Genomic DNA, 23,495 nt, shown 5'->3' with positions numbered 1-23,495 from the left:
GAGGTGGCATTCATGCACAAGAATGTAAAGAAAATATTATTTAGTGAAGACCAAATAATCAAAAGAATTAAAGAATTAGCAGATCAAATTAATGAAGACTATAAAGGTGAAAGAATTACATTAGTAGGACTACTTAGTGGTTCAGTACCATTTCTTGCAGAACTAATGAAACACATAAAAATTGATTGTGAAATTGATTTTATGGATGTTAGTAGTTACCGTGGTACTATGAGCACTGGAGAAGTAAGAATATTAAAAGACTTAACTAGAACAATAGGTCAAGCCAATGTATTAATTGTTGAAGATATAGTTGATACTGGAAAAACATTAAAAACAATAATGGGAATATTAACTAATCGTTCACCTAAGACTTTAAAAGTAGCAACTTTACTAGATAAGCCTGATGGAAGAGTAGTTGAAATGGAAGCTGACTATGTAGGTTACATAGTGCCAAATGAATTCGTAATTGGATTCGGACTTGATTATGATGAGTTATATCGCAACTTACCATATATTGGAGTTTTAAAAGAAGAATGTTACATGTAGAGGTGGTAGGGATAAATGAAAAATAAAAAAAATTCATATAGTTTCTTGTTATTAGTCTCAATGATACTATTATTTGTTGCATACCTAGCATTCACTTCATCAGGAAGAGTAACAAATCTTAGTTATACACAGTTAATTAAAACAATTGAAACAAAAGAAGTAAGTAAATTAGAGGTAACAACACAAAGTGGTGTAATGAGTGTTCAAGGTAGAATAACTACTAAAGGTAGTGATAACGCCACTAGTGAACAAATATTTGAAGGAAATGCACCTTTAACAAGCGAACAATATCAAGAATTAATTGATGTTGCAGGTGATAAAGGAATTGATGTCAAATTTAATGGACAACAAAGTAATGTATGGTACCAGCTTGCTGGAACAATAATACCATTAGTAATACTTGGAGGATTCTTAGTCTTTATGATGAGATCTCAAGGTGGAGCTAAAGGAATGGAATATGGAAAAAGCCGTGCAAAACTTGATAAAGGTAATAATAAAGTAACATTTAAAGATGTTGCAGGTGTTAAAGAAGAAAAAGAAGAATTAATAGAATTAGTAGATTATCTGAAACGACCAAAAAAATACTTAGAAATGGGTGCTAGAATACCTAAAGGTGTATTATTAGTAGGTCCTCCAGGTACAGGTAAAACATTACTTGCCAAAGCTGTTGCAGGTGAAGCAGGAGTTCCATTCTATACAATTTCAGGATCTGACTTTGTAGAGTTATTTGTTGGAGTTGGAGCAAGTAGAGTAAGAGATATGTTTAAAGAAGCTAAATTAAATGCTCCTTGTATAATCTTTATTGATGAAATAGATGCAGTAGGACGTCAACGTGGTGCCGGTGTTGGTGGTGGAAATGATGAAAGAGAACAAACATTAAATCAATTATTAGTTGAAATGGATGGATTTAATGAAAACTCAGGAATTATTATGATTGCTGCCACAAATAGACCAGACGTACTAGACCCAGCTATTTTAAGACCAGGACGATTTGATAGACAAATAGAAATAAATAGACCAGATAGAGAAGGTAGAGTAGAAATACTAAAAGTCCATGCTAGAAATAAAAAGTTAGCTCCAGAAGTAAAACTAGATTATTTAGCTGAAAGAACACCTGGATTTACTGGTGCAGACTTAGAAAATATTCTAAATGAAGCAGCTTTATTAGCTGTAAGATCAGGAAGAAACGTTATTGATATGAATGATCTTGATGAAGCAATAGATAGAGTAATAGGTGGACCAGCTAAGAAAAGCAAGAAATTAAACAAACATGATATTGAAGTAGTTGCTTATCACGAATCTGGACATGCTGTTACTGGTCTGATTTTAGAAGATGCAGAAGTAGTACAAAAAGTAACAATTATACCAAGAGGTAATGCAGGAGGATATGTTCTAATGACTCCTAAAGATGATGGTTTCCTAATGACTAAAAAGCAATTAGAAGCAAGAATCGTAGGATTATTATCAGGACGTGTAGCAGAAGAAATTAAATTCCAAGATATTTCTACAGGTGCTTCAAATGATATTGAAAAAGCAACAGAAATTGCACGTAACATGGTTACACAATATGGTATGTCAGCATTAGGAACAGTTCAATATGGACAAGCTGAAGGTTCAGTTTTCTTAGGTAGAGATTACAACTCTAAAAAGAACTTCTCTGATAATGTAGCATATGAAATAGATAAAGAAATAAGAAAAATAATTGATGGATGTTATGAAAAATCAAAAGAAATTTTATTAGAAAATTCAGAATTACATACATTAATAGCAAAAACATTGTTAGAAAAAGAAACTCTAACAAAAGAAGAAATATATTCATTATTTACAACTGGAAAATTACCAGTACCAGTTGCTAAAGAAGTAGAAGATGATAATGATCAAACTATAGATAAAGATGAAAATATTTCTAAAGATCCAGTCGCTTTAAACCAAAAATTAGAGTCAATTGACGATCCAAAAGAACTTTAAAATACGAGAAATCGTATTTTTTTGTTTTTAGTTAAAAAACTATTAGATTGTTAAGATTGAACATATTTTGAACTAAACATTGCCATATTTTAAACATTGTTGTATAATAGATATGAGGTGGAGACTGATGAATATAATTTGGTTCATACTAAGTGCCACGCTACTATTCTTAGTAACATGGATTAACTTTAACAACATGACAAAAATAAAAATAGTAAGCAAATAAAAATCTCTATGATTACTAGCTTTTTTAACTAGTTTTCATAAAGATTTTTTTTCTTATTTTTTTGTAATTTCCTTTACCTTTTTGATTGCACTTCCAGCTCCTGCTATCATTTCATCTTCAAAAATATAAGTAGGAACAGTATCAACATCATAATCATCATGCATTTGTAGATATTTGTCATATTGCTCTTGATAAGCTAAGTCGTCATAATGTATCTTATAATCATCTACATTTAAACCAAAATCTTTAACTATCAAAGCAAGATTTTCAAGTATACCAAAATTAAAGTCAGACTCCCAGAATCTTCTTGTAACTTCATGATAAAATTGAAGACCTAGATTAAATTCTCTTAAATAATAATAAGATAAAAAAACAAGCTTAGATGTTAAGACATTTTCATATTTATAAGGTTTAGAATTAAATAAATTCTTTTTCTCTAAATAAGGCAACGCATGTTTTTTATAAGCACTAATAGCACTATTATATAAAATTTCATCATAATCAACTAAATCAGGTGTTAATAAGTGTGGAATAATTGTAATGTCATTATCATCAAGAGTAGGAATTTCCTGCTCTAAAATTCTATCATTTGCATAACAATAGGGACAAAATGGACTAACTGCTAAATAAATCATAAAAAAACCTCCTTTTATAGATTATAGCATGTAAAAAGATTAATTAATTATAATAAGCAATATAACATATAAAGAAAAGAGGGAACAATAATGGACTTTGCAGCAGTATACACAATAGTAATAAATCTAGGATTACTAGTAATGGCAGGACAATTAATGACAAGATTTAAAGACTTTTCATACTGGCTAACTAAAGAAAAATTAGCTAAAAATGACATTATTCCTTTAGCGTTAATCTTCTCAATACTAGGAATATGTGCAACAATATTTGGTACACAGAGAATGGAAGGAATAGTAAATACAAGATCTGTAGTTGTATTTTCAGGTGGACTACTATTTGGCCCATGGGTTGGAATAGCCTCAGGTCTTGCAGCTGGAATACATCGATATTTTTATTCTCCAGCAGATCTAACCGCAATAGCGTGTTCAATATCAACACTAGTAGTTGGAATTATTGGTAGTTTTTGTTATAAAAGAGACTTTTTTCCCTACCGTTCAAAAAAAGTTGCAATAGCAATGGCTATTGCGGGTGTTATCGAAGGATTGCTTATACTATTGATAGCCCGTCCATTTGATCAAGCAGTATCATTTATAGTAAATAGTTTATCAATGATGTTTATTTTAAATTGTATGGGTGCAGTTTTACTATTAAGCGTATTTGAACAAAGCATACTTCATGTAGAGCTATATTCTTCAAAAAAAGCTAGTCATGCACTTAGACTTGCAGGAAGAATGATGCCATTTTTAAGAAAAGGTATCAATGATCCTGTAAATATAAGTAAAGCATTATCAATAATAGAAGAAGATAGTGACATAAAACATACAATGATATATAGTGAAAAAAAGACATTAATAGCTAGTGCGCATAAAAGATACAATGTAAATTATGATATTGTAGATGAATTATTAGCCAAAGATACCAAAAGAAGAAATAAAAAGCCATTCAATTTACTACATAATGAAGATAATTATGTGGCAGCAACTCTATACCAAGACAAAGAAAAGATAGGCTACTTAGTTTTAATACTTAAAAATAAAAGTCTAACAGAAGAATCAAATAATGAATTTATTAGAGGATTAGCAAGCATAGTGTCAACGCAACTAGAATTAGCAGAAATAGACATCAATAAAGAAAAAGTAAAAGAAGCAGAATATGCTATGCTACAGGCACAAATAAATCCACACTTTCTTTTTAATATTTTAAATACAATAATATCTATATCAAGAACTGATTCTGATAAATCAAGAAAATTACTTGTAGATTTAAGTAATTACTTCAGAGGAGTGCTAAAAAAGCCAGATCAATTAATACCTTTAGAAGAAGAATTAGAAAATATCGAAGTCTATTTTACACTTGAAAAAGCAAGATTTGGTGAAAGCATTAAATTAATAATAAATAATAAACAAGATCTAAATCCAAAACTACCTAGATTTAGTATACAACCAATAGTTGAAAATGCTATTAAACATGGTTTACGAGGTCTAGAATCAGGGAAAATAGAAGTAATAATCAATAAAAATATAAACGATTATATTATAATAATTAAAGATAATGGAAAAGGAATGTCAAAAGAAAAATTAGAAGAAATAACATCAAATTCAAGAAATACCAACAGTATAGGAATATCAAATGTAAGTGAAAGACTTACAAATTTATATGGTAAAAAATACGGCTTACAAGTTCAATCAAAAGTTAATGAATATACAATAGTTACAATGTTTATACCGATAAAGGAGGATTAATATAATATGTTATTTGCAATAATAGATGATGAAAAAGCAGCTAGAGATGAATTAAGATATCTTTTAAATGAAAACTTTAAAGAAATAAATATAATAGAATTTATCAATGGACAACAAATGCTAGACTATTCTCAAATAGAAGAAATTGATGTAGCTTTTGTCGATATGAACTTAGGAGATTATGATGGTCTAACAATTGGGAAAAAGCTAAAAGAAATAAATCAAGAAATAAATATTATATTTGCAACAGCATATGATCAATATGCATTAGATAGCTTTGAAATAGGAACCTTTGACTATATTACAAAACCATTAGATCCAAAAAGATTTAACATCTTAGTCAATCGATTAAAAAATCATTTTAAAACAATAGAATATGCATATGATCATGAACTAGAAAAACTCAGTATTTCATATAATAAAAAAACAAAGTTTATAGACATAAATAAAATAGTATATATTGAAAGTGCTAATAGAAAAACATACATATATACGATAGATAAAGAAGAAATACCCACTACAGAAAAAATGCAAGACTTAGAAGATAAGCTAAGCCATGATAAATTTTTTAGAATACATAAGAGTTATATAATTAACCTAGATCATATTTCTAGCTTAGAGTACTATGGGCATAATTCATATGACATAAGAATGAAGCACTACACATCAATAAGAATACCAATTTCAAGAAATAAAATAAGAGATTTCAAAACTAAAATAGAAATATAAAACTAATATTAATTTATATATATCTATGAAATTCACTAGTAATTATCGTTAAAAATTATAGTAAAAGTAAGAAAGCACCTAAATTATTTAAGATATATAAAAGCTAATAAAGCATTGCCAAAACACTTAAATTAGTAAAAACAAGTTGTAAGAACACTAATAATAATTACTGAATTAATGAACAAAATATGTATTATCTATAATATTTTATTATTGAAAATCTATATTGATTAAAAGTAATACATTAAAAATATAAGAGTAAGTAAAATATATATTCAAATAAATTATGACATTTTCAAAAAATCAATAACAACAAAGTCGATATTTAAAGTTAAAATAGCGTTAAATAAGTTGTCTACAATAATAAAAACTTAAATATTCATATACTAAAAAAACTATAAATATAAAATGTTAATATCATAGCAGTATCTAACTTATAATATTTTATTATAGTATAAATATGTACACAAACCGTTCATGTACATATTTGTACATGTTGTACGCAGTTGGAACAAATTTTAGTAAACAACCTTTTTTATTTGAAAAACCTATGCTATCATAAAGTCACGTTATAAAAAATATACTTGAAAAGGATGGATTAAAATGATTACATTTTTATTTTCAATCGTAGCATTGATCGTAGGTTATTTTACTTATGGAAAATTTGTAGAAAAAGTATTCGGAGCAGATCCTAACAGAGAAACTCCAGTAAAATCAATGGCTGATGGTATCGACTTTGTAGAACTACCAAAAGCTAAAGCATTTCTTATACAATTTTTAAACATTGCAGGAACAGGACCAATCTTTGGTGCAATTGCTGGTGCAATGTGGGGACCTGCAGCCTTTATGTGGATTGTATTTGGTTGTATTTTTGCAGGAGCAACACATGACTACTTAGTAGGAATGATGTCACTTAGAGATAAAGGTAAATCAGTTTCAGAGGTTATTGGAGATAACTTAGGAAATGGCGTTAAGCAATTTATGAGAGGTTTCTCAATAATATTACTAATATTAGTTGGAACAGTCTTTATTGCATCACCAGCAGATATTTTAAAAGACCTAACTGGAATTGATCGTGGAATACTTATTGCAATCATTATCGTTTATTATGTTGCAGCAACAGTATTACCAGTTGATAAAATTATCGGAAAAATATACCCATTATTTGGAGCAGCATTATTAATAATGGCTGCAGGAATAATGTATGGTTTATTATTTGAAGGATATCACATTCCTGAATTAACTTTTGCAAATGTTCACCCAGCTGGTAAATCAATATTCCCTTACCTATTTGTATCAATAGCTTGTGGAGCCATTTCAGGATTCCATGCGACACAATCACCAATGGTTGCTAGAACATTAGGTAATGAAAGAGAAGGAAGATCAGTATTCTATGGAGCAATGATTACTGAAGGAATAGTAGCATTAATCTGGGCAGCAGCAGCAATGTCATTCTTTGGTGGATTAAATGGACTTGCAGAAGTAGTATCAGCACCAGCAAGTGTAGTTAACCAAATATCAAGTACAATGATGGGAAAAGTTGGTGGAGTACTAGCAGTACTTGGAGTAGTAGCAGCACCAATAAGCTCTGGAGATACAGCATTTAGAAGCGCTAGATTAAACCTAGCTGACATATTTAATATCAAACAAGGTCCAATCAAAAATAGATTTATGCTTGCAATACCACTATTTGCTTGTGGTATAGCATTAACATTTATTGATTTTACAATTATTTGGAGATACTTTGCATGGGCAAACCAAACATTAGCAACAATAGCTTTATGGGCGGGAGCAGCATACTTACTTCAAAGAAATAAAAACTACTTTATTGCTTTAATACCAGCATTATTTATGACAGTAGTAGTAGTAACTTACATTTTAGTAGCACCTGAAGGATTAGGTGGATTTCTACCATTTGCAGATGTAGCAACTAAAGAGATGTTTGGTATAATAATAGGAATAATAGTATCATTAAGTTTAGGTGGTCTATTCTTTGCTAAATCTAAAAAATATAAAGGTATTATCACAGAAGAACCAATTACTGACTAAATAAATAGTTTTACATCCAATAAAAAACTATAATATAAGATATCATATCTTTATTAGACTCTTTGTCAAATGGGTTTGATTTACTATTTGATATATGAGTTAGTACTGGATATAACAGAAATGTTATATCCTTTTTTTATTATCTCTATATATTTAGTAATTCCTATATTATTATAAAGTTATTAATCTTTCAAATCTTAAAAGTCTCAAGCTGTTGTTTTAGCTTCTAAAATTTAGATACAAAGTTTTCTATTATTACACTATAATTGTTTAATTTGATATTTTTAATGTCTATTATATTTTTTTACAAAATATAAACTGCATTATTTATAAATTAAAAAATCATAAATTCTATGTTTTTCTAATACAATTCAACTTTTTTTTATTGAAAAGTCTAGTTTGTTGTTCACTTATAAATAATGTTGTTGAATAATATAAAGTTTACAATAAATATATAAAATGATATTATAGTTATATAATTTTAATATAAAGGAGAATTAAAATGAAAAAAATTATTGTATTATTAACAGTATTAACTAACTTATTAATAATAAGTAATGCTAAAGCTAATGAAATACAATCTATTGGGCAAAGAGAATTAGATTACAGTTCTCAAGAGAAAGATCAAGATTTTGAAAGGTATTTCTTTAGCAACCTAGCAGTTGTTAAAAGCTTTATTGAATCTGCATGTGATAATTCAAGTGGAATAACTACCAGGCAGGACTTTTATTGGAAGAAGAACAAAGATAAGATTATAACAACAGGGCACTTTTATAATCATTTCAATAAAGACTATCGTAGTAATGGAACAATAGATTGGAAACCATCAGATACAGCAACAATAAATAATTATAAAGAAAAATATATTAAAACAACTAGTGGGTACATAGCAGATATTGCTAGTACAACTATATCTTGGTAAGCATTATGTCTAAAAATATAGTACATATAATATATTCACTTAATTTAGTATTTGTTTTCTATTTTTTAAAACAAAAACTAATAATTTACATTGATAATGTTTACATAGTAACAGTTATAGCACTAGTATATTATACTATTACATACATTATATATAGATTCATACTAAAAAAAATGAACTAGTTTTTTGAAAAAACTAAATAAGAATTTTTTGAATCTTTATTATGACAAATCAATTCTTTTTAATAGTTCTACAAAGTAGTGTGTTACATCTTCAGTTGGGTTAATAATTTAAACTTCTAGTGATAATATTAACATTAAAGTTTTAAAAGTACATTTATACTAAAAAACGAAGAGTGTTTTCTCTATAGAGAGTAAACATTCTTCGTTTTTATGATATGTCTGTAACCACTTATGCATTACAGACACTTATGATAAAGTTCAATACAAATCAAAGTCATATAGACAATTAATAAATAAAATAATTATCCAATATTTTTAATATCTTCTTCAACAGTTGTAATACCACTAATACCAAAGTTTTCAACTAAAACATTAGTTATAGTTTCAGTTGCAAAAGCAGGTAATGTTGGTCCAACCTTAATATTTTTAAATCCTAAGTGAAGTAAAGCTAGTAAAACAATAACAGCTTTTTGTTCATACCAAGCAATATTAAATTCTAAAGGTAAATCACTAAATGATTCAGCACCAAAAGTTTCTTTAAGTTTCATAGCTATTAATGCTAGTGAATAAGAATCATTACATTGACCAGCATCTAATACACGAGGAATACCATTAATATCACCTAAGTTTAATTTATTATAACGATATTTAGCACATCCAGCTGTTAAAATAATTGTATCATCAGCTAAACTTTCAGCAAATTCTTTATAGTAATCTCTTTCTTTGAAGCGACCATCGCATCCACCCATAACAATGAATTTTCTAATAGATCCATTTTTAATGTTATCAACAACAGTATCTAATAAAGCAAATACTTGATCATGTGCAAATCCACCAGTAATAGTACCTTCTTCAATAGCAATAGGAGCAGCACATTTTTTAGCATGTTCTATAATAGCACTAAAGTCTTTATTACCATTTTCATCTTCTTCAACATGAATAAATCCAGGATAACCAGCATCACCAGTAGTATAGACTTTATCTGCGTAATTAGCATTTTTAGTAGGAGGAACAATACAGTTAGTAGTAAATAAAATTGGTCCATTAAAAGTAGTAAACTCAGTCGTTTGTTGCCACCATGCATTACCATAATTACCATATAAATGATCATATTTCTTCAATTCTGGATAATAGTGAGTAGGTAACATTTCAGAGTGAGTATAAATATCAATACCAGCATCTTTAGATTGTTCTAATAATTGTTTCATATCATGTAAATCATGACCACTTACTAATATACCAGGTCTATTGTTAACACCTAATTTAACTTCAGTAATTTCAGGACTACCATAAGATTTTGTATTAGCAGTATCTAAAATAGCCATAGCACTAACACCACAAGCACCAACTTGATCAATAACTTCTAATAACTCAGATACATCATTCATATCTTTTAATCTAGCTAAAATATCAACACAAAAATCATGAATTTTTTCATCTTCATAACCTAAATTAATAGCATGAGCATGATAAGCAGCAACACCCATTAATCCAGTAATAATAAACTCTTTTAGTCCACGAATATCTTCATTAGATTCAGCAAGAGTTCCCACTTTTTTCCAAGAATCATCTTCAATTTTAAACTCATAATTAGTATTAGTTAATTCAGAATAATACTTGCTGGCTTGAGCAATTTCTTTTTCAAAAACTTCTTGATCAAAGTTAGCATTAGTAATTACTTTAAATAAACCATGCATAATAAATCTTTTAACTTCTTTATTATCAGTACCATTTACAACTTTTGATAATTCCTTTAATGCATCTTTAAAAACATCCATTTTATTTGATAATTCAGGTTTTTTACCACAAGCACCAGCAAAAGAACAACCTTGACAATTTATAGCCTCTTCACACTGGTAACAAAACATTTTTTCTTCCATATATATCTCCTTAAATTTAATTTATTTTTTAATAATTAATAACTTCTTTAGTTAACAGATAGTATAATACCACCAATAAAAAATAAAAAACGTGATAAATATCACGTTTAGCTTAATTATTAAAAATTTCTTCATTTAAATAATAATGTTTAGAGTCATATCTAAAGATTCCAGCATCTTTCATCTTAGTCATTTCACGACTTAAAGCACTTCTATTAACAAATAAGAATTCAGCAAGTTGACTCTTATTAAATGGAAGAACAATATCAAATGAATCCTGAATAATTGAATAATATCTTAAAACTTCAAATACTTTCTCCTGAATATTCTTCTTACTTAAACACTCTAATTTAAAAGTCATAAAAGCATTTTTATTAGCAAGAACCTCAATCATATTATTAAATAACTGTTGATTATTCTTAGCTAAAGTTAAAAATGTCTTTTTAGATATATAAGCAATTTTAGAATCCTCTAATACCATAGAATTATATGGTGTTATATTATTTGAAGACAAAGATATAGATTCTCCAAAAACATCATACTTTCCTAATATAGTAATAATACTTTTGGTACCATCAAGATCATGCTTATTAACCTCAACTTTACCAGTAACAATTATATATATAAACTCAATATGATCTTTTTGATAAAACACAGTACTATTTTTATTATAAACTCTTTGACTAAAGTGTGTCATTATTTGTTCTAGATCATTATCATTAATATCTTTAAATAAATTATTTTTTTTAAGCAGACTTAAATTATACATATTAATTTCCTTTTCTTGTTACAATTGCAACATATTTATCGTACAATTACTATTATAATATGAATCAACAACAAACAAAAGGAGAAAGATAAAATGAATTCACAATTAAAACAATGGCCATGCCAAATTAAACTAATAGATCCTGCTCATGCAGCTTTTGATAATAATAAACTACTAATTGCAGCTGACTGTGCTGCATATGCATATGCAGACTTCCATAAAGACTTTATGCAAGATAATGTAACAGTAATAGGATGTCCTAAACTAGATGATGTTAACTATGCTATCAAACTAAAAGAAATAATTGAAAGAAATAATATAACTGAAATAACTGTAGTAAGAATGGAAGTTCCATGTTGTGGAGGTATTTCATACGCAGTAGAAACAGCATTAAAAGAAATAGATAAAGATATACCATTAAGTACACACGTAATAAGTGTTGGAGGTGAACTGCTTGAATAGAGATGGTAAAATTGTTGAAATAATAGAAGAACATCCAATAGTTGGAGAATTCCTTTTATATAACGATGTCGATTGTGTTAACTGCACTATAAAAACATGTCTATTAAAAGATATTTTAGATATCCATAATTTTTCAAAAGAAGACCAAGTAGAAATGTATATATATATGGAAAAACTAATAAATAATGAAGTAAAAGAAATGAAAAAGTTTATACCAGAAAAGTATACAAATGACTATCATGAAATAATAAATATGTTAATAGATGAACATACCTATGTAAAAGAATTATTATATACTGCAGAATTCATAGTTAGTAAACCAAACTTTTTAGATAAATACAAAAGTGATTTAGATCAAGTAATTGCTTATCTTAAATCATATGCAGATGATTATCATCATGGAAAAGAAGAACAATACTTATTTAACCTATATCCAGAAAATGAAGCAGTAAAAGTAATGTTAGAAGAACATGAGCAAGGAAGAGCATATCGTAAAATATTACTTAATAGTAATAATGAACAAGAAATAAAAGAGACTGTTATAGCATATGCAGAAATGCTAAAAGAACATATTCATAAAGAAGATGATATTTTATTTCCTTACTTAGATAGAATATTGAAAGAAAAAGATATTAAAGAAATTAATGAAAAACTAAAAAGTAATGATCCAGAAATAAAAGAAGAAGTAAAAAGATTTATATCAGATTTTAATAATAAACAATTTACTCGTTAAAACTAAAAAATACAAGGTTTATATCATAATGATATGAGCTTTTTTTTATGAACATTACACTTTTGTAATTTAGATATAACAAAAAATGAAAGTAGCATATTTAGATATATTATATAATAGACATGAAAGGTCATAGTAAAAATCACTTCTATAATTACCAATAAAAAGACTAGAAAATGATTTATACAGTAGATAGCAATCAAAAAATGGAGGTAAAACATGAGTGAATATATTATTGAAACAAAAGATATTACAAAAATGTTTGGTAAAAAGACAGCGGTTAATAATATTAATATGCATGTTAAGAAAAAAGAAATATATGGTTTTATAGGTAGAAATGGTGCAGGGAAAACAACATTTCTAAAAATAATAGCCAACCTTATATCTCAATCAAGTGGAGAAATTAAATTATTTGGACAAACTAATTTAAAAGATGCACATAAAAAAATAGGAATCCTAATTGAAAATCCTGGACTTCATACAACATTAACTGCTTATGAAAATATGTATATGAAATGTCAGCTATTAGGAATTGAAAATCCAAAGCAAAAAATAAAAGAATTATTAACACTTGTAGGATTAGAAAAAGCAAAAAATAAAACCAAAACTTTTTCATTAGGAATGAAACAACGTTTAGGAATAGCAATGGCTTTAGTAAATGATCCAGAATTATTATTATTAGATGAACCAATTAATGGATTAGACCCACAAGGTATTGTAGAAATAAGAGAAATACTATTAAAGTTACAAAATCAAGGGATAACTATCATCATATCATCACATATTTTAGAAGAACTAGGAAAGATATGTAATCGTTATGGTGTAATATCATCAGGAACATTAATTAAAGAATTAACAAGAGAAGAAGTAGAAGAAATTTCAAATAAATATATACAAATAGAAACAAATAATATAAAAGAAACATATCGTTTACTAGAAACATATGGTATTAAACAAATGAGTTTAGAAAAAGATATTATTAAGATATATGATGAAAATATCGAGTCAGCACTAATAAATGAAATGCTAGTAAAAAATGGAATACTAGTTAGCACTATATATGTAAACAGTGAAAGTGTAGAAGAGGTCTTTATATCAATGATGGGAGAAGCTGACTATGAGTAATTTAATTAAAATGAATTTATATAGATTAATAAGAACTAAAAGTTATTATATAATATTAGGAATATTAGGAATGTTTGCAGTAATGGTTACCTATAGTATGGGAGTATATCCAGAAGAGTATATGTCAAAAGAAATTGCGATAATACCAAATGTTATAGTAGCATTTTTTAGAGGTTCATTAATACCAATGGTAATAACAATAGGAGTAGGAATATTTGTTTGCTCTGATTACACTAGTGGTTATATGAAAAATATTGCTTCAAGTGTTAAATCAAGAGGAAATATCGCAATAGCTTACATAATTACTTGGGCAATAGGAGTAGCAATATATTATCTAGTAATCACAGCATTACTATGTCTATCTTCTAAGATATTTATGAGTGAAGCATCTATTAACAACATTAGTCAACTTTTACAATATTTAGCACTGAACTACTTTTTAAATGTCGTAATGGTTGCACTTGCAGTATTAGTGTCAGTAATTAGTAAAAGATCAAGTGGAACAATTATCTTTATGGTTACAGCAACTAACTTCTTACCACTTATCTATATGTTATTAGATTCAAAACTTAAAGTTAATTTAATACCATATTCTCCAATAAGTAATTTATCTAGTATAGATTTTACTAACATGAATACCTATGGAACAGTATTTATTTCAGGAGCAATATTGTTAGTATTATATTCAGCTATCTCATATTATGTGTGTGCAAAAAAAGATATAGCATAATAGTATAACAAATTATAATCAGGTAAAGTGTAAAACTTAATTCTACACTTAGGCTATAGATGGTTCATGTAATACTAAATTCTATATCTAACGATTAAAAGGTGTTTTTTTAGTGATGTTTACTTTCAATACTTATCTATAGTGGTATACTTATATTCAAAGTAAGACTAATTTCTACACACTGAAAATCATAGTAGTTTTGTAATTTTGTAATGTTGTAACACTAACTTCTACTATGTATGTATTCATTCATTCGATAGAATTTCGCTTATTTTGATATTAATTCGTTACGGTTTATTTCTTTATAAGTTTTGGCTTAAGTATTATACTTGAAGGTTCTATTTCACTAATTTTTAGTAATTGTAATATTTCATTGGTGTTATCAATAAAATATTTCATATAATTAATTGGTGATTTACCATTACAAGTTTCAACTGGATATGAATTAATATGTGAAAAGATTAGATCTAAATCTTCTTGTGATTTTAAGCCAAGATTATTTAGATCTTTTTCTTTTGGCAATATATATCGCAATGTTACATGGCCTCTTTCAACATTTGCTTTTTGATATGAAGCCATTGGATCACAATAAAATAATTTACTACCTAATTCTTCAATTTTATCAGTTGCATAAAATTCACTACCTCTATCTGTTAAAATCACCTGAAATATATTTTTATATAAGTCATCTCCAAGTAAAGACTTTAAATATTTTAGACCATTTACCATTGCTTCCATAGATTTTTCATTTTGATAGACCCCAATCATAATTTTGAATTTTCTAATATAAAAAGTCTGAATAAATGGACCAGTTGATATATTATTATATACTGTATCCATTTCTACTACAGAGGATGAAGCATGTTCCAATAAATATTTTTCAAAGTCATTAAACTTTCTGTTGGTTAAATAAGCTCTATTATTTCTTGGCTTTGATTTAATTTTTTTTACTTTTCTTGATACTTTACATCTTAAATCGAGATCTATTAAACCATCTTTAGAAAAGACTCCATTAGAAATATAATTATAGAGTGTCTTTTCACAAATATTTAAATTATCATTAGATTTAATAATCGCATATGGAGAATGTCCATTATTTATTAAAGGTTTGATAATAGAACCGATAATTGAAGCTTGAGAAGTAGTAAGGTTTACACCTATACGTGAATCTACAAGTGAATACTCATATTCATTTTGAGCTCTTTTCGCATCATATCTATACCTAGTATATCTACAGCTAACTATATCAACACATCCATTACAAACACCGATTATTTTATCTCTATGCTTACAAGGTATCATTGAATAATCAGAGCAAGTATTATTACATTTATTAACTTTACATTCTTGCATATGAATACAATCAAATACAAGACTTCTATCTCTTGAATAAGACTTAATATATAAGTATCGATGATTTTTAATTTCTTTGCTTATTGTAGATTTACTTTTACCTAAATCTTTAGCGATTGAAGTTTTAGTAGCAAGTTCTTTAAGTTTACTTTCAATGTATTCTCTTTCTACTAAAGTTAAATGTTTACCTTTGTTTGTTTCCATACTAATCACTCTTTCATAAAAATATAAAAAGCGAAATCTATTAATACTATTGTATACCTGTGTAAGACTAACTTCTACTGATATTTTAATGATAATCGATGTAAGACTTAATTCTACGAATTAAGTGGAAGTGTAGAAGTTAACTTTACACTTTACACAAATTATAATCACTATAAATTATTATAGATATTTCAGACTAGTCTTTAATGTAAAGAATACTTGTGTTATAATAGTTTCATATAACTCATAGGGGTGATTAAATGAATATTTATACAAAAGTTATAAACCAAAAAGTAAAAGTAGCGTATACTTTTGCTAAAGTATTTTTTGTTTTAGCTATAGCAAGTGCTATAATAAACGGTTTAGTTCACTTTCAAATAATTAGAACTTTCCAACCATATAAAACATTTGATATTTACATTACAATCGTATTACTAGTATTAGCAATTTTAACATTAGTAATTGCCAAAGCAACAGATAAAAGAGATAATATTTTATATGATGGAACAAATATAAAATTTAGAACAAATAAGAAAATAAATGAAGAGTATAAATTAAAAGATATAGAACAAATGGTTCCAATAAGAAAAGATCTAGGTATTGCATATGGAATGTGTAATGCTTTAGCATTTAGAATGAGTAAAGATTCAAATTGGATACTTATAACTAGTGAATATTATAGAAAAGGTCGCAAGATAAAAGATGCCAAAACAAGCATTGAACTTATTAAAACTATCTTAAGTGACTATTCAACAATAAAAACACAAAGAGCTATTAAAGAGATTGATGATCAAAAAGGTGTTATCTTTAGTTATTTAATAATAAAGGACAAATCAATGAATGATATAGATGTAAGAAATGCATATCTTAAAAAATTTGAAGCTCAAATACTTAATTCTAACCCACATTCAGATAATACAAAATATGGGGACTTCTTACCAAATAAATTAGTATTAACTAAGGATAGTTTATATATAAATAAAACTTTAGTTGCAACAATCAAAGAAAGCGATTATGTAGAAATAAGAACAAAGTTTAAAAGAGCTAGTGAAGACTATTATACATATGATATTATTGATTTCTATGATAAAAACTCACGATTAATAATTAGTATTGATTTAGCATTAGTAATTAATAGCGAATTCTTTAAATCAATGGTAAAATCAATTTTTTATATTGATAATAAAGCATCACTTTAAGCAAAAAAGTAACATATTTCTTATGAAGTAAGTTACTTTTTTTATATGTAGATGTAATAATAGTATTTTCAAATAATAGAACGCTATTACAAATTAATAGTATAAATGATATAATTAGAAAAAAGAATAGGAGTAAACAATGGATAAAAAAATAAAATATTATACACAAGAAGAATTAAAACAATTAATAATAAAAAAACTAATGTTAGCAAAAGTAAATGAAAAACAAGCACAAGAAGTTGCCAATCATTTAGTATATGCTGATGCTAGAGGAATACATTCACATGGTAGTAATAGAGTTAAATCATATATACTAAGAATTAAAAGAGGATTTTGTAATTTAAACCCAAATATCAAATATGTCAGTACTGCAACAAGCACTGGATATGTCGATGGTGATAATAGCTTAGGAGTACCAGTTGCGAAATTAGCAATGGAAAAAGCAATTGAAATAGCTAAAAATCATGGAGTTGCTATAATAGGGGCTAAAGATTTAAACCATTCAGGAACAATGGCATACTATTTAGAAATGGCAGCAAAAGAAAATCTAGTTGCTTTAGCAGTTGCAACAGCACCACCTCAAGTTGCCCCTTATGGTGGAAGCCAAGCTTACTTTGGAACAAACCCTCTAGGTTTTGTAGCACCAGTTAAAGATTCTAGACCAATAATAGTTGATATGGCTACCAGTGTTAAAGCATTTGGGTATGTTATGGAAGCAAGAAATAAAGGTGAAGAAATACCATTAGGTTGGGCAATAGATGATCAAGGTAATCCTACAACTGATCCAAACAAAGCAGCATTAATGTTGCCATTTGCAGAAGCTAAAGGTTATAGCATAATGTTAATGATAAATATCTTAGCAGGTATAATGTTAAATATTCCAGCAGGAGATAACATACCAAGCACCTTTAATAATCCAGACAGTAAACTTACAATAGGACAACTATTTATAGTAATAAACCCAGCTAATTTTATGCCAATAGATAAATTTTTAGATGACATGAAACAAATGAGTGAAGAAATAAAAAGTAATAAACCAGCAAATGGATTTGAAAAGGTAATGCTTCCAGGTGAAATCGCTGATAATACATACCAAGAATATTTAAAAACAGGAATTCCAATTTCTAAAGTAGTGGCAGATTATTTAGAAGATGAAACTAAATTATAATAAGGAATGATATAAATGATAATAAGCTTAAAAGATATATATGTAGAATATAATGATAAAATAATATTAAATCATATAGACTTTAATATAAATGATAAAGACAAAATAGGTATAATAGGAGTTAATGGTGTAGGTAAAAGTACACTATTAAAAATTATTAAGAATTTTAGTGATTTAGAAGAAAGCCATGTAATGGCAAAAAAAAATCTAAAGATTGCTTATTTAGATCAAGATACAAATGATTTTCCAACAGAAGATTTGATAAAATATGTAAGCGATAATTCAGTAGATGAACAAGTAATTGCAATGGCAAAAAAAATACTAAACCAACTAGGATTAACAAATCATGAAATAGCTGCTAGTAAACTTTCAGGGGGTCAAAAGAAAAGACTAGCACTTGCTAAAACACTAGTAATGCCATCAGACTTAATCATACTTGATGAACCAACAAACCATTTAGATGCACTAATGATAAAATGGCTTGAAGAATATTTAGAAAAAACAAATAAAGCAGTACTAATGATAACTCACGATCGTTACTTCTTAGAAAAAGTAGTTAATAAAATTGTCGAATTAGAAAACGGTACCATATATGAATATGATGGTAACTATCAAACATATTTAGAAGTAAAAGCAACAAGGTTAGTAGATCAAGAATCACAAAATAGAAAACATATAGCATTATTAAAACAAGAAAAAGCCTGGATCTTACAAGGACCAAAAGCAAGAAGTACAAAAAGTAAAGACCGAATAGAAAGATATGAAAAGTTACAAGAAAAAGATATAAATACAAGTGAAGATAATTTAATATTAGATTCAATGCAAACAAGACTAGGGAAAAAAATACTCGAAATAACAGACTTAAAAGTAGGTTTTAAAGATAAAACACTAATTGATAAATTTACATATACATTCAAACAAAATGAAAGAATAGGCTTAGTAGGACTAAATGGAAGTGGAAAAACAACTTTATTAAATACTTTAGCAAAACAAATAAAGCCATTAAGTGGAGAGTTAGACTATGGAAGTACCGTAAATATTGGATACTTCTCACAACATAGTGATGATCTTAAAGAATCAGAAAGAGTAATTGATTATATAAAAGACAAAGCAGAATTTATCCAAACAAACGAAGGTGAAATCTCAGCAAGTGCAATGTTAGAAAAATTTCTATTTACTCCTGAAGCACAATACAGTTTAATAAGTAAATTATCTGGTGGAGAAAAAAGAAGACTCTTACTACTAGGTGTTTTAATGAAAGCTCCTAATTTTTTAATACTAGATGAACCAACAAATGATTTAGATATAACAACATTAACAATATTAGAAGATTATCTAACAAATTTTAAAGGAATCGTGTTAGTTGTAAGCCACGATAGATATTTTATGGATAAGATAGTAGACTCATTATGGATAATAACTAACCATCATATAACAATAACTAACGATGATTACTCAATATATTTAAATAGTAATAATACCGAAAAAAATGTCATAAAACCTAAAAAGAATGATTATACAAAACAAAAGAAATTAAGATTTACATATCAAGAACAAAAGGAATTTGAGACAATAGATAGCGATATAGAACAATTAGAAGCTAAAATTGCACAATTATCAGAAGAATTGAGCAAAGAAGCTACTAACTTTGATCAAGTCCAAAAAATCTCAGATGAACTAGAAAAAGCTAACATAGAATTTGAAAATAAGACAAATAGATGGTTAGAACTAAATGATAAATACGAAAAAATTAATAATCAGTAAGGATAATTCATATATCTGAAGATATGAACATCAATTTTACACAAACCCCTTTAAATAGGGGTTTTCTTATTAACAAAAAACCTTTATTATGATATTTTAATTAAGCAATATTATACTTTTGTTAACAAATAGAGTAAAAATAGTAAACAATCTTTCACAACTTAATTAGAAGTGATATAATTTTAAAAAAGGAGGGGCATCTATATGAAAAAACTATTTTTAACTATTATGTTAACCTTAAGTCTAACTTTTATAACAAAAGATTTACCATTAAACAATACAATAAGTGCAAACTCTTATTCAAATATAGAAGAACAAAATATACCATCAGCAATAATTAAAACCGATGATACAAAAATAACAACAGCAGATATCTTAGAGCAAGATGTGTCCTTTGAACACTATGAGTTACTTGCAATCCCATTTAGTGCGATGGCATTTCTATTAAGCGTATTGTATTTAAAAAGAATGCAAAAAAACAGTAAAGAAGAAAACAAATAAGTTTACAAAGATATAAATAATATGATAATATAACACAAAGGAGTGATGGACATGAAACTAAATAAACGTATGATGATGGACATGTGCACACATATTAATAACCATCACCTAATGTCAAATAAATAAAACTGACAACTCGTGATGGGATCATCACGGGCTAATAGACAAAGTAAAACTTTCTACTAACCTAGAAAGTTTTTTTATTTAGAAAGGAAAAGGTACATATAATTAGCTACTAAATAGCTCAATTCTAATATGCCAGGAAACAAAAAATGAGTAAAATAGACTATATCTTTGATGGAGCTATGGGTACATACTTTAATCAACTACAAAATACATATAAAAGTAGCGAGTTAAGTAATATTTCAGATGCTAAAATAATCCAAGAGATACATAAACAGTATCTTAAAGCAGGAGCGACAGCAATAAAAACAAATACATTTGGATTGAATAGCAATTTAATAGAAGAAACAAAAAGAGACATATTAATAAATGCAGCAATAGACAATGCTTTAGCAGTTGTAAGTGATGAAATAACAATATTTGCAGATATTGGTCCAATAAATACAATACATAATCATAATGAATACATAGACATCGTAAAAGTATTTGAAAAAAGAGGTATCAAAAACTTCTTATTTGAAACACTTTTAGAATATGAAAGTGTTTCAACAGCAATTAAATATATAAAAGAAAACATTCAAAATGCAATAGTAATAACATCTTTTGCAGTAGATCAAGATGGATATACTCAAACAGGTAATTACTATAAAACATTATTAAAAGTAGCATCACAATATACAGATTATGTTGGTTTAAATTGTATAATAGGTCCAAATAACATGCTTAAATTAATTCAAAATATAGAAAGTGATTATCAACTATCAATTATGCCAAATGCTGGATATGTTAGTGATTATCATGATGAGTTTTTACTAAAACAAAACATATCATATTTCTCAGATGTAATGGTAAAACTAAAAACATCAAATGTAAAAATACTTGGAGGATGTTGTTACACAACTCCAAAACATATTAAAGCACTATCAGAAAAGATAAATATGTATGTAGAACCTACCAGTAAGCAGCACCATGAAATATTTCATAATTACAATACCAAATCAAAAATAAAAGAACTATTTCATTCAAATAAAAAAATAATTTGTGCTGAGTTAGAACCACCTAATAATATAGATACTACTTATTTAGAAAATGCTATAAAAAAGTTTGAAGCAGTTAAAGTAGATGCTATAAGCTTAGTAGATTCACCATTAGCAAGAACAAGAGCAGATTCAATGTTACTTGCAGCCAAACTATCAAGTGAACAAATAACAGTAATTCCACATTTAACATGTCGAGATAAAAATCAGATAGCCTTAAAAGCATCACTGTTAGGAGCTAATCTATTTGGAGTAAATAATGTTTTAGCATTAAGTGGAGATGGTATAGCAAAAATAGATCGAGACTATACAAAAGGAGTATTTGATTTTAATTCCTACAACTTAATAAACTTTATTAAAGAATTGAACAACGATATATTTAGTAATAACCAATACTACATAGCAGCAGCACTAAATATAAATAGTCATAACTTTGATATAGAACTTATACGAGCAAAAATAAAAATAGAAAAAGGTGTAGATTATTTTATAACTCAATCAATATTTACTAATCAAGCAATTGAGAATGTTAAAAGAGCTAAAAAAGAACTTAATATACCAATCATTGTTAGTATCTATCCAGTAGCTTCCTACAAAAATGCATTGTTTTTACATAATGAAGTAAAAGGAATAGAAATACCTGATAAACTTTTAAATAAGTTAGAAGATGCTGATAAAAATGAGTATCAAAAAATAAGTGTCGCATTTTGTAAAAAAATAATTGATAAACTATATGAGTATGTTGATGGTTTCACCATATCAACACCACTAAGAAAAATAGATTATACAATTGAATTAATTAAACATCTTAAAGAACGAAGTGATAACTAATGAAATTAAATATCGCAAATATAAAAAGGTATTTAAACTATCCTAATAAAGATTTAGATCAAACAACACAAGATAATATAAATAAAGCCATTAAAATAATACAAGATAATGTTCAACCAATATTTACTATTACTAAAATAAGTATAAAAACAGAAATGGATAAAGTAATTATTAATAATAAAGTAACAATAAAAAGCAAAGATTTAGTAAAATATTTTAATACAACAACACAAGCATACCTAATAAGTGCAACACTAGGTAAAGAAATAGATTTACAAATAAAACGAAATCTAGTAATTGACATAGGTGTAGCCTATAGCTTAAATGCAGTTGCAACAGAATACATAGAACAATATATTGATGAACAACTAAGCAAATATACAACAAACTACAAGCAAAGATTTTCAATTGGTTATGGAGATAGTCCATTAATTAAACAAACAGAACTACTTCCATTAATAAAAGATAAGTCAAACATAAGTGTATTAGAAAATGGAATATTAGTACCATCAAAATCAGTAACAGCATTTGTAAAAATAGATAATACAGAAATCTACAACAAGTGTAATACATGCATTATAAAAAATAACTGTCAATAAGAATGTGAGGAACAAAA

General features: G+C 27.0%; 20 protein-coding genes. 16 read left to right on the top strand and 4 right to left on the bottom strand.

Translation table 4 applies throughout. The annotated features are described in order from the left end of the window. Window positions 1–12 precede the first annotated feature (12 nt). Complete coding sequence (gene hpt, locus ACD762_RS08895; RefSeq protein WP_423363650.1) at window positions 13–546, top strand: hypoxanthine phosphoribosyltransferase; 534 nt, start codon at window positions 13–15, stop codon at window positions 544–546. A 15-nt stretch (window positions 547–561) separates the two neighbouring features. After that, a complete protein-coding gene (ftsH, locus tag ACD762_RS08890; protein WP_423363648.1) occupies window positions 562–2,514 on the top strand; it encodes an ATP-dependent zinc metalloprotease FtsH in 1,953 nt (650 codons plus the stop codon). A 279-nt stretch (window positions 2,515–2,793) separates the two neighbouring features. On the opposite strand, the gene ACD762_RS08885 is transcribed toward ftsH, so the two are convergent. Continuing rightward, window positions 2,794–3,375, bottom strand: coding sequence for a DsbA family protein (locus ACD762_RS08885; RefSeq protein ID WP_423363646.1), 582 nt, complete (start codon window positions 3,373–3,375; stop codon window positions 2,794–2,796). Between the two features lie 90 nt (window positions 3,376–3,465). On the opposite strand from ACD762_RS08885, the gene ACD762_RS08880 reads away from it, so the two are divergent. The 4 genes from ACD762_RS08880 (at window position 3,466) to ACD762_RS08865 (ending at window position 8,818) form a co-directional block, all read left to right on the top strand. Further along, on the top strand, window positions 3,466–5,118 hold the full coding sequence (locus tag ACD762_RS08880; RefSeq protein WP_423363644.1) for a LytS/YhcK type 5TM receptor domain-containing protein: 1,653 nt from the start codon (window positions 3,466–3,468) through the stop codon (window positions 5,116–5,118). 6 nt (window positions 5,119–5,124) lie between these two features. After that, window positions 5,125–5,847, top strand: a complete 723-nt coding sequence (locus tag ACD762_RS08875) for a LytR/AlgR family response regulator transcription factor (RefSeq protein WP_423363643.1) — start codon at window positions 5,125–5,127, stop codon at window positions 5,845–5,847. A gap of 603 nt (window positions 5,848–6,450) precedes the next feature. After that, on the top strand, window positions 6,451–7,896 hold the full coding sequence (locus tag ACD762_RS08870; protein ID WP_423363642.1) for a carbon starvation protein A: 1,446 nt from the start codon (window positions 6,451–6,453) through the stop codon (window positions 7,894–7,896). Window positions 7,897–8,398: 502 nt separating this feature from the next. Continuing rightward, the gene (locus ACD762_RS08865; RefSeq protein WP_423363641.1) at window positions 8,399–8,818 is read left to right on the top strand and encodes a hypothetical protein; all 420 of its coding nucleotides are present in this window, start codon (window positions 8,399–8,401) and stop codon (window positions 8,816–8,818) included. A gap of 484 nt (window positions 8,819–9,302) precedes the next feature. Here ACD762_RS08865 and hcp read toward each other — a convergent pair whose 3' ends face one another. Continuing rightward, complete coding sequence (gene hcp, locus ACD762_RS08860) at window positions 9,303–10,880, bottom strand: hydroxylamine reductase (protein WP_423363639.1); 1,578 nt, start codon at window positions 10,878–10,880, stop codon at window positions 9,303–9,305. A gap of 112 nt (window positions 10,881–10,992) precedes the next feature. Continuing rightward, window positions 10,993–11,649 (bottom strand): Crp/Fnr family transcriptional regulator, encoded by a 657-nt coding sequence (locus ACD762_RS08855; protein WP_423363638.1) that lies wholly within the window; start codon window positions 11,647–11,649, stop codon window positions 10,993–10,995. A 93-nt stretch (window positions 11,650–11,742) separates the two neighbouring features. Here ACD762_RS08855 and ACD762_RS08850 point away from each other — a divergent pair, with 93 nt between their 5' ends. The 4 genes from ACD762_RS08850 to ACD762_RS08835 all read left to right on the top strand — a co-directional run bounded on the left by ACD762_RS08850 (window position 11,743) and on the right by ACD762_RS08835 (window position 14,699). Then, the gene (locus ACD762_RS08850) at window positions 11,743–12,111 is read left to right on the top strand and encodes a hypothetical protein (RefSeq protein WP_423363637.1); all 369 of its coding nucleotides are present in this window, start codon (window positions 11,743–11,745) and stop codon (window positions 12,109–12,111) included. Continuing rightward, window positions 12,104–12,844 carry a hemerythrin domain-containing protein gene (locus tag ACD762_RS08845; RefSeq protein ID WP_423363636.1) on the top strand — a complete coding sequence of 247 codons (741 nt, stop codon included), beginning with the start codon at window positions 12,104–12,106 and terminating at the stop codon, window positions 12,842–12,844. The genes ACD762_RS08850 and ACD762_RS08845 overlap by 8 nt, the downstream gene beginning before the upstream one ends. Before the next feature lie 219 nt (window positions 12,845–13,063). Continuing rightward, the gene (locus ACD762_RS08840; RefSeq protein WP_423363634.1) at window positions 13,064–13,969 is read left to right on the top strand and encodes an ABC transporter ATP-binding protein; all 906 of its coding nucleotides are present in this window, start codon (window positions 13,064–13,066) and stop codon (window positions 13,967–13,969) included. Continuing rightward, window positions 13,962–14,699: a hypothetical protein gene (locus tag ACD762_RS08835; RefSeq protein WP_423363633.1), complete on the top strand. Its 738-nt coding sequence runs from the start codon at window positions 13,962–13,964 to the stop codon at window positions 14,697–14,699. Before ACD762_RS08840 ends, ACD762_RS08835 begins: the two co-directional genes overlap by 8 nt. Window positions 14,700–14,993: 294 nt before the next feature. Here ACD762_RS08835 and ACD762_RS08830 read toward each other — a convergent pair whose 3' ends face one another. Next, the gene (locus ACD762_RS08830; RefSeq protein WP_423363151.1) at window positions 14,994–16,256 is read right to left on the bottom strand and encodes an IS30 family transposase; all 1,263 of its coding nucleotides are present in this window, start codon (window positions 16,254–16,256) and stop codon (window positions 14,994–14,996) included. Between the two features lie 260 nt (window positions 16,257–16,516). Between ACD762_RS08830 and ACD762_RS08825 the strand changes: the two genes are divergently transcribed. From ACD762_RS08825 to ACD762_RS08800, 6 genes are all read left to right on the top strand, one after another. Beyond that, complete coding sequence (locus ACD762_RS08825; RefSeq protein WP_423363631.1) at window positions 16,517–17,455, top strand: hypothetical protein; 939 nt, start codon at window positions 16,517–16,519, stop codon at window positions 17,453–17,455. A 139-nt stretch (window positions 17,456–17,594) separates the two neighbouring features. Continuing rightward, window positions 17,595–18,623: an ureidoglycolate dehydrogenase gene (gene allD / locus ACD762_RS08820; protein WP_423363629.1), complete on the top strand. Its 1,029-nt coding sequence runs from the start codon at window positions 17,595–17,597 to the stop codon at window positions 18,621–18,623. Window positions 18,624–18,638: 15 nt separating this feature from the next. After that, the gene (locus ACD762_RS08815) at window positions 18,639–20,387 is read left to right on the top strand and encodes an ABC-F family ATP-binding cassette domain-containing protein (protein ID WP_423363628.1); all 1,749 of its coding nucleotides are present in this window, start codon (window positions 18,639–18,641) and stop codon (window positions 20,385–20,387) included. Between the two features lie 204 nt (window positions 20,388–20,591). Next, complete coding sequence (locus tag ACD762_RS08810; RefSeq protein ID WP_423363626.1) at window positions 20,592–20,888, top strand: hypothetical protein; 297 nt, start codon at window positions 20,592–20,594, stop codon at window positions 20,886–20,888. A gap of 272 nt (window positions 20,889–21,160) precedes the next feature. Further along, window positions 21,161–22,879 carry a bifunctional homocysteine S-methyltransferase/methylenetetrahydrofolate reductase gene (locus tag ACD762_RS08805; RefSeq protein WP_423363625.1) on the top strand — a complete coding sequence of 573 codons (1,719 nt, stop codon included), beginning with the start codon at window positions 21,161–21,163 and terminating at the stop codon, window positions 22,877–22,879. Beyond that, complete coding sequence (locus ACD762_RS08800; protein ID WP_423363624.1) at window positions 22,879–23,478, top strand: hypothetical protein; 600 nt, start codon at window positions 22,879–22,881, stop codon at window positions 23,476–23,478. Before ACD762_RS08805 ends, ACD762_RS08800 begins: the two co-directional genes overlap by 1 nt. The last annotated feature ends 17 nt before the right edge of the window (window positions 23,479–23,495 follow it).

This window comes from Mycoplasma sp. P36-A1, from assembly GCF_049478495.1.
In the GTDB taxonomy this organism is placed as follows: Bacteria; Bacillota_I; Bacilli_A; order JAJDGJ01; family JAJDGJ01; genus P36-A1.
Note: the sequence above shows the minus strand (reverse complement) of the source record. Positions and strands in the feature narration are given on the sequence as shown.